General features: G+C 47.7%; 12 protein-coding genes. 3 read left to right on the forward strand and 9 right to left on the reverse strand.

Going from position 1 to position 13,562, the window contains the following annotated elements; translation table 11 throughout:
- Positions 1–5: 5 nt before the first annotated feature.
- The 4 genes from rpoD to rpsU all read right to left on the reverse strand — a co-directional run bounded on the left by rpoD (position 6) and on the right by rpsU (position 5,553).
- On the reverse strand, positions 6–2,552 hold the full coding sequence (gene rpoD / locus FD971_RS08025; protein WP_215333812.1) for an RNA polymerase sigma factor RpoD: 2,547 nt from the start codon (positions 2,550–2,552) through the stop codon (positions 6–8).
- Positions 2,553–2,776: 224 nt separating this feature from the next.
- On the reverse strand, positions 2,777–4,720 hold the full coding sequence (gene dnaG / locus FD971_RS08030) for a DNA primase (RefSeq protein WP_251368716.1): 1,944 nt from the start codon (positions 4,718–4,720) through the stop codon (positions 2,777–2,779).
- Positions 4,721–4,774: 54 nt separating this feature from the next.
- Positions 4,775–5,221, reverse strand: coding sequence for a GatB/YqeY domain-containing protein (locus tag FD971_RS08035; protein WP_215333814.1), 447 nt, complete (start codon positions 5,219–5,221; stop codon positions 4,775–4,777).
- 119 nt (positions 5,222–5,340) lie between these two features.
- Positions 5,341–5,553: a 30S ribosomal protein S21 gene (gene rpsU / locus FD971_RS08040; protein WP_011903537.1), complete on the reverse strand. Its 213-nt coding sequence runs from the start codon at positions 5,551–5,553 to the stop codon at positions 5,341–5,343.
- Between the two features lie 77 nt (positions 5,554–5,630).
- Between rpsU and tsaD the strand changes: the two genes are divergently transcribed.
- Entirely contained in the window at positions 5,631–6,704 is a 1,074-nt protein-coding gene (tsaD, locus tag FD971_RS08045) for a tRNA (adenosine(37)-N6)-threonylcarbamoyltransferase complex transferase subunit TsaD (protein WP_215333815.1), read from the forward strand.
- 22 nt (positions 6,705–6,726) lie between these two features.
- On the opposite strand, the gene folE2 is transcribed toward tsaD, so the two are convergent.
- Genes folE2 through xseB form a run of 4 tightly spaced genes read right to left on the reverse strand, consistent with a single transcriptional unit; the run spans position 6,727 to position 10,650 of the window.
- Positions 6,727–7,554 carry a GTP cyclohydrolase FolE2 gene (gene folE2 / locus FD971_RS08050; protein WP_215333816.1) on the reverse strand — a complete coding sequence of 276 codons (828 nt, stop codon included), beginning with the start codon at positions 7,552–7,554 and terminating at the stop codon, positions 6,727–6,729.
- Between the two features lie 25 nt (positions 7,555–7,579).
- A complete protein-coding gene (gene dxs / locus FD971_RS08055; RefSeq protein ID WP_215333817.1) occupies positions 7,580–9,484 on the reverse strand; it encodes a 1-deoxy-D-xylulose-5-phosphate synthase in 1,905 nt (634 codons plus the stop codon).
- A gap of 16 nt (positions 9,485–9,500) precedes the next feature.
- Complete coding sequence (locus FD971_RS08060; protein ID WP_371743077.1) at positions 9,501–10,385, reverse strand: polyprenyl synthetase family protein; 885 nt, start codon at positions 10,383–10,385, stop codon at positions 9,501–9,503.
- A gap of 31 nt (positions 10,386–10,416) precedes the next feature.
- On the reverse strand, positions 10,417–10,650 hold the full coding sequence (gene xseB, locus FD971_RS08065; RefSeq protein ID WP_015421852.1) for an exodeoxyribonuclease VII small subunit: 234 nt from the start codon (positions 10,648–10,650) through the stop codon (positions 10,417–10,419).
- Between the two features lie 162 nt (positions 10,651–10,812).
- On the opposite strand from xseB, the gene FD971_RS08070 reads away from it, so the two are divergent.
- Positions 10,813–11,919: an aromatic ring-hydroxylating dioxygenase subunit alpha gene (locus FD971_RS08070; protein WP_215333819.1), complete on the forward strand. Its 1,107-nt coding sequence runs from the start codon at positions 10,813–10,815 to the stop codon at positions 11,917–11,919.
- A gap of 37 nt (positions 11,920–11,956) precedes the next feature.
- Positions 11,957–12,787: a sulfurtransferase gene (locus FD971_RS08075; RefSeq protein WP_215333820.1), complete on the forward strand. Its 831-nt coding sequence runs from the start codon at positions 11,957–11,959 to the stop codon at positions 12,785–12,787.
- On the opposite strand, the gene FD971_RS08080 is transcribed toward FD971_RS08075, so the two are convergent.
- The gene (locus tag FD971_RS08080; RefSeq protein ID WP_215333821.1) at positions 12,784–13,557 is read right to left on the reverse strand and encodes a ZIP family metal transporter; all 774 of its coding nucleotides are present in this window, start codon (positions 13,555–13,557) and stop codon (positions 12,784–12,786) included. The two genes, FD971_RS08075 and FD971_RS08080, sit on opposite strands and share 4 nt — an antisense overlap.
- Positions 13,558–13,562 lie beyond the last annotated feature (5 nt).

A 13,562-nucleotide genomic window follows, 5' to 3' on the forward strand; every position in this document is an offset into this window, starting at 1 on the left:
TTGGATCAATCTTCTTCGAGGAAGGTCTTGAGTTTGTCGCTGCGGCTTGGATGACGCATTTTTCTCAAAGCCTTGGCTTCAATCTGACGAATACGCTCACGCGTCACGTCAAACTGTTTACCCACTTCTTCGAGAGTATGGTCTGTGCTCATCTCAACACCAAAGCGCATACGCAATACTTTTGCTTCACGTGGTGTTAATGAATCGAGTACATCCTTAACCACATCGCGCATCGAATCATGCAATGCCGCTTCAGCCGGAGCCAAGGTATTGCCATCCTCAATGAAGTCACCTAAATGAGAATCTTCATCGTCACCAATTGGTGTTTCCATAGAGATTGGCTCTTTAGCAATCTTCATAATCTTGCGAATCTTGTCCTCAGGAATTTCCATCTTGAGAGCCAAGGTTGCAGCATCTGGCTCATGACCAGTTTCTTGCAAGATCTGACGGCTAATACGGTTCATCTTGTTGATCGTCTCAATCATATGAACTGGAATACGGATCGTACGAGCTTGGTCGGCGATAGAACGGGTAATTGCCTGACGGATCCACCATGTTGCATAGGTAGAGAACTTATAACCACGACGGTATTCAAACTTATCTACCGCCTTCATTAAACCAATGTTGCCCTCTTGAATCAAATCCAAGAACTGCAAACCACGGTTGGTGTATTTCTTAGCAATCGAAATTACTAAACGTAAGTTGGCAACCGTCATCTCACGTTTCGCTTCACGCGCACGCTTCTCACCAGCGATCATTTGCTTATTCACTTCTTTTAATTCTGGAAGTGGCAATACAACACGGGTTTGTATATCGATTAACTTCTGCTGCAGTTCCTGAATCGCTGGAACGTTACGTTGTAACAATGCAGTGTATGGCTTGTTTTCTTTGAGTAGCTTATTGACCCACTCTAAATTCATCGACATCTTCGGGAAGTCTTTTAATACATCACCACGATTGACGCCAACTTTATCCACCAACAAGCTCACAATACCGCGCTCGAGTTTCCAAACTTGGTCTACTTGTGAGCGCATGGTGTCGCATAACTTCTCAACACTCTTTGCAGTCAAGCGGAAACCAAGCAACTCACCACGAATAGCTTCTTGTGCCTTGATATACGCTGGGCAGTTGTAACCCTCTTTATCAAAAGCCCGACGCATCTTGTCAGCCTGGGTGCGAACAATTGCAAACTTCTCTAATGAGATTTGCTTCAATTCTTCTAATTGCTTGGCGTTAGCTGTAGCTGCACCACCGCCGCCACCGCCACCTTCATCTTCTCCACCCTCTTCGTCGCCCTCTTCGGCATCTGGGTCAACTTCTGGCTCTTCAGGTCCAAGCTTAATATCTTCAGCATTAGGATCGACCAATCCATCAACGAACTGATCAATCTCCATCTCGCCACTAGCAATCTTGTCTACGTTCGCCAAGATTTCGCCAATCGTGACAGGGCAAGCAGCCAACGCCATCACCATGTCTTTAAGGCCTGCTTCAATCTTCTTCGCAATGACGATCTCGCCCTCGCGAGTCAAGAGGTCAACCGTACCCATCTCGCGCATATACATACGCACTGGATCGGTTGTACGACCGAACTCTGAATCAACAGTAGCTAAAGCAGCTTCCGCTTCTTCTTCAGCCTCTTCTTCGGAAGTGGTTGCTGAAGCGTTTTCATTAAGCAAGAGTGTTTCAGCATCTGGAGCTTGCTCGTAAACAGTAATGTTGATGTCGTTTAAGAGGCTGATCAAGGTCTCTAACGCATCTGCATCAGACAACTCATCTGACATCACGTCATTCATCTCACCATGAGTTAAGTAACCCTTGGACTTACCCATCTTGATCAAGATCTTGAGGCGAGTACGGCGTAATTCTTGCTGCTCCTCTGAGCCTAACTGCTGTGCTGCGAATTCTTTTAAGAGTGCTTTTTCTTTTGCTTTGCGCTCACGTGCTTTTTGGCGATCCGTTAATACTGGCTCAGCGCCTTCTGCAGGGGCATCCGCTTTTGGCTTGCGGCCTTTCTTTACTTCTTCGGTCGCCACAACCTCCACCTCAACTGCTTTTGCTTTTTTACCTTTAGCCTCTTTGACTTCTTTTGCGGGCTTGGCTGGCTTTTCTACCTCAACCTTAGAAGCAACAGCAGCCTTACCTTTCTTAGGCGCCTCTACTTTTGCTGCTGGCTTGGCCACAACCTTAGCTGCTGGCTTAGCTGGAGTCTTTGCTGCCGGCTTGGTCGCTTTAGCAGAGGTCTTCACTGGCTTAGCAGGCGCTTTTGCTACTGGCTTAACCGCTTTCACTGGAGTCTTAGCTTTAGCAACTGGTTTAGCAGGTGCCTTGGCTTTTGCTACTGGCTTGGTGACTTTAGCTGGAGTCTTAGCTTTAGCAGCTGGTTTAGCTGGTGCCTTGGCTTTTACTACTGGCTTAACTGGTTTAGCGGGGGCTTTTGCTTTAGCAGCCGGTTTAGCTGGTGCCTTGGCTTTTGCTGCTGGTTTGGCAGGAGTCTTGGCTTTTGCTACTGGCTTAGCTGGTTTAGCTGCAGGTTTTTTCTTGGTATTAGGCATTTATTAGCACTTACTCACGTTACTGATGATTGTTCTGAACTGCTTAGGTGCAGCTACTTTTTCCACTTGCCCCAAATTTCTTCAAAATAAAGCGCAAGTGGCTGAATTAAATCGGTTTTTTTCTGGGAATAGAGGATTATAGTCGATTGTGACTTTTTTACCCCCTAGGAGGATAAAAATATGGTGTAAATTTCGGGTTTTTCTGGGCTTAAATCAGAAAATTCTTAGGAAAATTTCAATCTTTCGCCCAACTCGCGATATCGAGCCCGATCTTGCTCGGTAGCGGTACTTCCAGCAATCTTTTGAGCAATTTCCGTCATCTCCATCTTGAGATGGGTAAGCTCCAACTTTTTAAATGCACCCTCCAGATCGGCAACCGCACCATCGAGGTCTAAATCCGAGCCCATCACCCGCTTTCTCAACACCTCATAGAGCGGAGCCAACTCACTTCGGGACAACTGCTCTTGGAATAAAGCGAATGCACCGGCACCAACTGTGGGTGGCTTGCCATTCTCGCCAGGAATCAATTCAACCTGATCACATTGAGCCAATAAATCCTTCATGAGTTCCAATGCTTTTACTGAACGCAATTCAGAAGCCTGCAAAGCAAGCGCCCTCTGATTGGCATCTAAGGCTTTCCCCAAATGCGGGAACTGAATCAAGACGCGCAACATCTGCTCAGCTAAATCCGTGGGAGCTTGAGGAGGTGGAATGTTTTGTATTGGCGCTCTTTTTGCTGAACCTTTAGATGCTTGCCAAGGTGCTCCCTGTGTCCTGTTGCCGCTATTGGCTTGTACAAAGTTTGGTGCACGTTGATTGGTTGTTGCGTAAGAACCTTGCTGCACTGGTGCAGGCGCCACCGTCAATCCACAGAAAGACTCTAACTCGGCAGGCGTTGAATTTGTTCGAATCGCTAGCTCACGCAAAATTTGTGTACGCAGCGCAATTGGCGGCATGGATAACAATAACGGCTTTGCAGCGTGGTGTGTTTGCGCTCTACCTTCAGGCGTTGTCAACTCATGGTCTTGGCTGGCAATCTTGAAGAAGAAGCTCGAAATCGACATGGCCTCTTTGATCACCTTCTCAAAGGCGGGTGCACCATAGGCGCGGACATAGCTATCGGGATCATGCTCTGTCGGCAAGAACAAGAAACGAATTTCTTTGTCGTCGGACATTAAGGGCAGACATGCTTCTAATGCTCGTTGTGCTGCACGCTGACCAGCAGAGTCACCATCAAATGAAAACACAATGCGATCCGTTTGGCGCAACAACATGCGTACGTGATTGGCGGTACAGGCTGTACCTAATGTAGCCACTGCATTAGGGAAGCCCAATTGCGCGAGCGCCACGACATCCATATAGCCCTCACATACGAGAACGTATTCTTGAGAGCGAATGGCTTGCCTTGCTTCGAATAAACCGTAGAGCGTATTACCTTTAGAGAACAGTGGCGTCTCTGGAGAATTTAAATACTTCGGCTCGCCTTGATCCAAGATGCGACCACCAAAGCCAATCGTCTGCCCTTTGGGATTACGAATTGGAAACATGATGCGATCACGAAAGCGATCATAGCGTCTAGCAGTTTGACTACTTTCGCCCTGCTCACTCTGAATGAGCAAGCCACCCTCAAGTAAAGTCTTTGCCACTTCATCATTGGCATAAGTACCAAAGACTAACTCAAGCCCTTGCCAACCATCGGGCGCATAACCCAAGGCATAGCGCTTAGCGATTTCACCGGTAAGGCCGCGCCCCTTGAGATACTCAACTGCACGGGGCGCTACTTTAAGTTGTTGTCGATACCAATCTGCTGCTGCACTCATCACCTCACTCAATGCCATGGTCTGCTGTTGGCGTGCAACATCATTTGCAGTGCGCTCTTCACGTGGCACATCCAATCCCGCGGAACGCGCTAAGTCTTCAATGGCATCCACATAGCCAAGACCGGAATACTCCATGAGAAAACTAATCGCAGAGCCGTGAGCTCCACAACCAAAGCAGTGATAAAACTGCTTAGTAGGTGATACCGAAAATGAAGGGGATTTCTCAGAATGAAAGGGACACAAACCTTGATAGTTCGCGCCCGCTTTTTTTAACTTCACGTGCTGCCCAACCACATCCACGATGTCGACCCGATTCAATAAATCGGCAATGAAGGATTGAGGTATCAGAGCCATCAGTAATTGATGAGGCTTTTAAGTATTGAGTCTTAGCTTATCTTTAACTTACTTAGCTAGCGCAGCTTTGACCAAACCAGAAACTTTACCCATATCGGCTTTACCTGCCAATTGGCCTTTGAGAACGCCAATCACTTTACCCATATCTTGCGGTCCAGCAGCGCCAGTCGATGCAACTGCCGCAGCTACAGCTGCTTCTACCTCTGCATCAGATAACTGTGCTGGTAAGTAGTCTTGCAAAATGATCATTTCGGCAGCTTCAATTGCAACCAAGTCATCACGACTGGCTTTTTCAAATTGAGAGATCGAGTCTTTACGCTGCTTAATCATCTTCTCAACAGTAGCGATTACGCTGGCATCATCCATCACAATGCGCTCATCCACTTCACGCTGTTTGATGGCCGCCAATAAAAGACGGATAGTTCCCAAGCGCGCTACCTCTTTTGCACGCATAGCGTTTTTCATATCTTCAGTGATTTGATCTTTCAGGCTCATGGCATTTTTCCCGGTATTCAGTATCTAATAAATTGCTGGCGATTCAAAAGCAAAAACCCGCTGCGTTTCACCGTCAGCGGGTTTCAAAGCCTCTCGGTGAGGAGAGCTTTTAAATTCGATTAGTAAAGCTTTTTAGGCAACATCTGGCTGCGAATACGCTTGTAATGGCGTTTAGCAGCAGCGGCCTTTTTACGCTTACGTTCAGCCGTTGGCTTCTCGTAGAACTCGCGGGCACGCAAGTCTGTCAAAAGACCATTTTTTTCAATGGTGCGCTTGAAACGGCGCAATGCCACTTCAAAAGGTTCGTTCTCACGGAGGCGGACTGTAGTCATACTTGTTTAACTCGTATATGCTCGAAAAATATCGAAAAATTAACTGAAACGCGATTCTAGCACGACCAAGCGAAAAAATGATTGTTTTAGGCATAGAAACTTCTTGTGATGAGACCGGGGTAGCCATATACGACACAGCCCCCTGGGAAAACCACGCCCCAGCCCACCAGGGCATCCTAGGACAGGCATTGCACTCCCAAATTGATATGCACCGTGACTATGGGGGCGTTGTCCCGGAATTAGCCTCTAGAGACCATATCAGGCGGGTTTTACCCCTTTTGGATGATGCTTTACATGATGCTGGGCTCAAATTAAAGGATATGGATGCGGTGGCCTATACCGAGGGTCCAGGCTTGGCTGGGGCCCTGCTTGTGGGTAGCGCTTTCGCCAAATCCTTAGCTCAGGGTCTTAATTTGCCCTCGATTGGGGTTCATCACCTCGAAGGACACCTACTTTCCCCGCTTTTAGGGGTTTCTGTACCGGAATTTCCCTTTATCGCCCTTCTAGTCTCCGGCGGACATACCCAGCTGATGCTGGTGAGTGGTGTTGGTAAGTACCAACTTCTAGGTGAAACCTTGGACGATGCTGCTGGAGAGGCCTTTGATAAAACCGCCAAATTACTGGGCCTGGACTATCCGGGCGGAGCCTCCATCTCCAAGCTGGCAGAAAAAGGTCAATCCGGACGATTTGATCTACCGAAACCAATGCTGCACTCAGGGGATTTAGATTTTTCCTTCTCCGGACTCAAGACTGCGGTTCTGAATCAGGTGAAAAAATTTGAGGCCTTAGGCATTACTGATTCAGATGAAATTGCGACATTCCATGCGGATCTTGCACGCAGCTTTGTAGATTCCCTAGTAGCGGTGCTAGTCAGTAAATCCGAAAAAGCATTGAGGCAAACCAGCTGCAAACATTTGGTGCTTGCTGGTGGCGTAGGCGCAAATTTGCAATTACGCGCAGCTCTCAATGCGAGCGCCAAGAAGAATCGATTTGAAGTCCACTACCCACCAGTCGATCTATGTACCGATAACGGTGTGATGATTGCATTTGCTGGAGCACTCCGCATGTTGGCAGAAAACAATGGTTCCACTACTTCGGGTGCTTTTGATATCAAACCCCGTTGGGATTTGGCGAGCAATAATCTCGCTTAAGTAAATCTCGTTTTAGTGCTGCTTACTTAGTCAGACTAATTTTGGCGTAAGCACTGTGATTGTGAATCGACTCAAAGTTCTCAGCCTCAACTACTAAAGACGAAATACGATCATCGCCTTTCAGTTGACCGGCAACATCTCTCACCAAGTCTTCTACAAACTTTGGATTGTCATAGGCACGCTCAGTAACCCACTTTTCATCAGGGCGCTTGAGCAAGCCCCACAACTCGCTTGAGGCTTGGCTCTCAGCGGCTGCAACCAAATCTTCGACCGTCATCTTAGTCTGTGGATCAAGCTCAACAGACATCGTTACATGTGAGCGCTGATTATGTGCTCCGTACTCAGAAATCTCTTTTGAGCAAGGACACAAGCTCATCACTGGAACTAAGGCACGAAGGTTTAACTCAACGTCAATTACCCCAGATGCCTTTTGTTTAGCTTTCGCTGTCCAAGTCACTTCGTAATCCATCAAACTTTCAACACCAGATACAGGCGCAGCTTTTTTAACGAAGTGTGTATACGTAAATTGAATGCGGCCTTCTGTTGCATTAAGTAGCGGCAACATCTCACGCACCATGGAAACTACAGATGCACTATCAATGGGCTCATTGTGTTTTTGCAAGAGCGCAATGAAACGGGACATGTGGGTGCCTTTCACATGCGCAGGCAAAGCCACATCCATTTCAAAATTACCAACAGCAGGCATTACGCCTGTCTGAGTGCGAATACTTAATGGATGACGCAATCCCCGAATCCCCACCTGCTCAATTGGCAAAGCACGCTCATCATGCGAGGATTGAATATCCGGCATGGCTTGCGGTTTGAGAAAGGCGGTGTTGATGTCGTTCATAGCGCTATTTTCAGGCAAAAATGACTTATTTGCCTACAGCCACAGGATTTGCAGCAGTTTTAACCGGGAAACGCAGGGAAATAGCCTTAGCAATGCCCTCCAAGTCTAGGCCACATTTACTCATCAAGAGCTTGTAATCGCCGTGCTCAACAAATACATCTGGAAGACCAAGTTGAAGCAAGGGCTTATTGATACCCATAGCGGAGAGTGCCTCCAAGCAAGCGCTACCAGCACCACCCTGAATTGCACCATCTTCAATCGTCACAAAATAATCATGATCTTGCGCCAAGGATTTAAGCAGATCAAGGTCTAACGGTTTTACAAAACGCATATTGACAACGGTGGCATCAATTTGTTCAGCAACTTCGAGAGCCGGATAGAGCAAGGTACCAAAAGCCAAAATCGCAATGCGTTGACCAGCAGGTGCATTGGACTTGCGACGCAATTCACCTTTGCCTAATGGCACAGTACGTAATTCTTTTGAAGGAATCGTTCCAACACCAGCACCACGTGGATAGCGAACTGCGCTTGGGTGCGGTTGATGAAATGCGGTGGTTAATAAATCACGGCACTCCGCTTCGTCTGCAGGCGTCAATACCAACATATTCGGAATACAGCGTAAGAATGGAATGTCGTACGCGCCTGCATGCGTTGCGCCATCTGCGCCAACTAAGCCGGCACGATCCAACGCAAACAACACCGGCAGATCCTGAATCGCCACATCATGAATGAGCTGATCGTATGCACGTTGCAAGAAGGTTGAATAGATTGCCACAACTGGCTTCATACCCTCGCACGCCATACCAGCAGCAAAAGTCACTGCGTGCTGTTCCGCAATACCAACGTCGTAATAACGCTTCGGGAAATTCTGCTCGAACTCTACAAGGCCTGAACCTTCACGCATTGCTGGAGTGATACCAATTAACAATGGATCAGCATGCGCCATATCGCAGAGCCATTCGCCAAAGACTTGAGTAAAGGTTTTTTGAGACGGCGTAGCGGACTTCTTAACACCCTCTTCTGGATTAAATTTACTAGGGCCGTGATACAGAACCGGATCTGCTTCAGCTAACTCGTAACCTTGACCCTTGCGGGTCACGACATGCAAGAACTGTGGGCCACGACCTTCAAGCGCTAAACGACGTACGTTTTGCAACATGGGTATCAATGCATCTAAATCGTGACCATCAATTGGCCCGAAGTAGTTAAAGCCAAACTCTTGAAAAATAGTTGATGGTGAGACCATACCCTTGGCATGATCTTCCAAGCGTTTTGCAAACTCACGCAAAGGAGGGGCAATCGATAAAACACTATCAATACCCTTTTTAGTGGCAGAGTAAATGTTGCCGCTCAATAATCTAGCCAAGTGTCGATTGAGCGCGCCCACTGCTGGCGAGATCGACATATCGTTGTCATTCAGAATTACCACCAATGGCAAATCGTCATAGACACCGGCATTGTTCATAGCTTCAAATGCCATGCCACCCGTCATGGCGCTATCACCAATCACGGCAACAGCAACTTGTTTCTCGCCCTTGGTTTGGAAGGCGCGTGCCATACCCATCGCCGCAGAAATACTCGTAGAAGAGTGGCCGGTGCCAAAGGCATCGTATTCACTTTCAGCGCGACGTGGAAAACCAGATAAGCCATCGAACTGACGCAGGGTATTCATACGCTCACGACGACCAGTCAAAATTTTGTGTGGATAGCTTTGATGACCCACATCCCAGACGATTCGATCCTGCGGCGTATCAAATACATAGTGCAGGGCAATCGATAGCTCAACCGTTCCTAAATTAGAGGAGAGGTGTCCGCCCGTTTTGGAAACAGAATCCAATACAAATTGACGCAACTCATCAGCAAGCGCAGGTAACTGCTCGCGAGGAAGTTTTTTTAAATCTGCAGGGGAGTGAATGGAATTTAAAGTCATCAAATCTTCAATAATCTTATTTGCCTCTATTAACTACCAACAGAGCCAAATCTTTCAGAGCTTGAGCTTTGGGGCCAAAACTCTCTAAGCTAGCAATTGCCGTTTCTTGCAAATCTTTTGCTGCCTTCTGAGCATAGTCTAAACCCATCAAGGTCACATAGGTCGGCTTGTCATTGGCAGCGTCTTTCCCGGCGGTTTTACCTAGGGTTTGACTATCCGCGGTGGCATCGAGTACATCATCCACAATTTGAAAAGCTAGACCCAAAGCCTCAGAGTAATGATGGAGATACTGCATTTGAGTCGAGTTGAGCTTGGCAGCAATACCACCCATCTGCACCGAGCAAGAAAGTAGAGCTCCTGTTTTCATAGCGTGCATTTGCTTTAATCCGTCAAGGTCTAATTTTTTACCCACACTCTCCAGATCGATGGCCTGCCCACCAGTCATACCGCGTGAACCAGATGCACCAGCTAATGCACTAATCATTGCCAAGCGAATATCGGCATCGCACTCTGCGTTTGCCAAGACTTCAAATGCACGGGTTTGTAATGCATCCCCCACCAATAAGGCAGTCGCTTCATCATAGGCCTTATGCACGGTAGGTCGCCCACGACGCAAATCATCATCGTCCATGCAAGGTAAATCATCGTGCACTAATGAATAAGCATGAATACATTCGATTGCTACTGCAGCAGCATCTAATGCATTTTGATTTGCATCCTCACTCAAGGCGCCAGCGGCATAAACCAATAAAGGACGAATCCGTTTGCCGCCGCCCTGAGCAGCGTAGCGCATAGCTTCATGTAAACGCACAGGATTGGTATTGGCAGCATCTAGCAATTTCTCTAAAGCCACTTCAGTTCGCTGCCCGTGAGTGTGAACCCAATCCTCGAAAGAAAACATGTTGTTCATGAAGGTCAAATTTCAGCGCAGCTTACGCTTCAAATACCCGAACTTGTTGCTCAACTTGAGCAAGCATGGCCTGGCAATGCTTCAAGAGTGCTGCACCACGTTGGTAAGCCAAAAGCGTCTCCTCCAGGGAGAATTTGCCTGACTCCATGTCGGAAATGAGCTTTTCCAGCTCCTTCACAGCCTGCTCGTAACGCAAGTTAGGGTCGATTTGAACCTCAAGACCGGGTTTCTGACCCTCAGATTTCTTTGCTGGCATTGGCTTATTTCCTTCAAATTTCTTACAGATATAGCCCTACATATTAAAGCGAGACGGGGGCCAGATGGGTATAATCCCCTCCTTCCTTTCCAATATCGATCCGTCGATGGTTGGATTGGTTATTCCGCTTAGCTTCGGCTGACGTTTTCGGGGGTGGGGAGAATGACTAATCTGGCTACCGCGCAGCAGCTTGCGCCGTCCAATTTACAACTGCCGGTTTCGGCTTATTTTGACGTTGATCTCTATCAGCGTGAAATTGAACTGCTTTTTAAGCAGGGCCCAGGCTATGTTGGTCACGAACTCATGGTTCCTGAAATTGGCTCCTACCAAACATTGACTTCAGAAAATGAGGGTCGCCTACTAGTTCGAAACCAAGCAGGTATTGAGCTCCTTTCCAATGTCTGCCGTCACCGCCAAGCACTCATGCTCAATGGCAAAGGTAAAGCGGACAATATTGTTTGCCCACTACATCGCTGGACCTATGATTTAAATGGTCAGCTCATGGGTGCGCCGCATTTTGAAGATAAGCCTTGTCTCAATCTCGGTAAATCACCTTTGCAAAATTGGCAAGGGCTCTTATTTGAAGGTCCGCGCGATGTCCGCACGGATCTCGCCAAGCTTGGCGTTGCTGAAGATCTCAACTTTGAAGGTTACGTTCTGGATCACGTTGAAGTCCATGAATGTAATTACAACTGGAAGACTTTTATTGAGGTCTACCTCGAGGACTATCACGTCGTTCCGTTTCATCCTGGACTAGGTAAGTTTGTTTCTTGCGAAGACTTGCGCTGGGAATTCGGTGACTGGCACAGCGTACAGACTGTCGGTATTCACAAGAACCTGGAGAAACCCGGCTCACCGGTTTACCAAAAGTGGCATGAAGCAGTATTACGCCACCATGATGGCAAAACACCGCGCCATGGCGCCATCTGGCTTACCTACTACCCCAATGTGATGGTGGAGTGGTATCCAGGCGTTTTATGCGTTTCGACATTACACCCCATGGGTCCAAACAAAACGCGTAACGTTGTGGAGTTTTATTACCCAGAAGAGATTGCCCTCTTTGAGCGCGAATTTGTAGAAGCAGAGCGTGCAGCTTATATGGAAACCTGCATAGAGGATGATGAGATTGCAGAGCGCATGGATGCGGGTCGCGCCGCCCTTCTCGCCCGTGGTCAAAATGAAGTAGGGCCATACCAAAGCCCGATGGAGGATGGCATGCAGCATTTCCATGAATGGTACCGCCGCGCCATGAGTTACAAAGGCGCATAATTCAGTAACACTTACCCGCTCTCAACAGGAAGCCATCATGACGCCGCTCATCACTGCAAATCAGTTAGAAGAAATCATTAACAGCGGCGAAAATGTTTTGGTCTGCGACTGTCGATTTGATCTCGTCGATCCACTGGCAGGCAAAAAATCTTACCTAGAGGGTCATATTCCTGGTGCTCTCTATGTCGACCTAGACCACGATTTATCTGGTGAAAAAACGGGCAAGAATGGTCGCCACCCACTACCTAGTCCTGAGGCTTGGGCAAAAACCAAATCACGCTTAGGCATTGACTCAAACACTTTAGTAGTCGCCTACGACAATCAAGGTTCCGTATACGCTAGTCGCTTATGGTGGATGCTCAAAGCTACTGGCCATGCCAATGTACAAGTCTTAGATGGCGGTTTGGATGCTTGGAATGGTCCGATTGGCACAACACCGCGTGAAGCAGAGCCAACAACAACGCCAGCGCCTGTCATGCCTTACGTTGGCTTAGTAACAGTAGAGGAAGTGGTTCACAACCTCCAGGCCAAAATGAATGTCGTTGTTGATGCTCGTGCAAATGATCGCTTTCATGGTCAAAATGAAACCTTAGATCCTGTTGGCGGACATATCCCTCATGCGATCAATTATTGCTTCAGAGAAAATCTTTCCAAAAAAAGCTTCAAGGCACCAGAGCAACTTTTTAAAGACTTTGTAGATCTCCTGGGCGCAACTAAAGCCTCTGAAGTAATTCATCAATGTGGCTCTGGAGTAACCGCCTGCCATAACCTGCTGGCTATGGAAATTGCCGGCCTTAAAGGTTCACGTTTGTATGCAGGTAGCTGGAGCGAGTGGTGTGCTGACCCCAGCAGGCCAGTTGCACTTTAATGTAGCAGCGAGAGCAGAATCACAAAGCCAACACCACAGGCAATCAAAATCGTTTGACGTAAAGACTCAGCCCAATGGGGTCGTCGATGCATTTGCGGAATAAGATCACTCACTGCAATGTAAATAAAGCTACTGGCTGCAATCACGAGTAAGTAAGGCATCGCCGCATGCGCTTTCTCCAAGAAGAAGTAAGCCAATACGCCACCCACCACTGCAGATAAACCGCAAATCAGGTTGTACATCAATGCGCGGGTGCGAGTGAATCCGGCATTTAGCAACACGATGAAATCCCCAATCTCTTGTGGAATCTCATGAGCAATGATGGCAATCGCAGTAAAGATACCTACCTGATAGTCCGCCATAAAAGCTGCAGCAATCAAAACACCATCAACAAAATTGTGCAGGCCATCACCAACCAATATCATCCATCCACTTCGACCCGCAACCTCTGCATCATGGCCGTGATGGTGGCCGTGACCATCTCCTTCATGGTGATGACTGTGGCGTAGTAGAGCAATTTTCTCAAGCAAGAAAAAGCCAAGGAGACCTGCCAGTAAGGTTGCAAATAGCAACTGAGGATGCACACCTGGCATCGTAAATGCCTCAGGCAATGAATGGAGCAAAGCAGTGGCCAGCAATATACCTACTGACACACTGACCATGCTGTGAACCATCTTCGACAACAATGACAAAGAAAAGCTCGCGGCAACCAGAACGCTAACGGTTCCCGCTAGCGCTGTTACCAACAAGATGCTTTGTAGTACTGACATGAAAA

Source organism: Polynucleobacter sp. AP-Ainpum-60-G11, from assembly GCF_018688375.1.
In the GTDB taxonomy this organism is placed as follows: domain Bacteria; phylum Pseudomonadota; class Gammaproteobacteria; order Burkholderiales; family Burkholderiaceae; genus Polynucleobacter.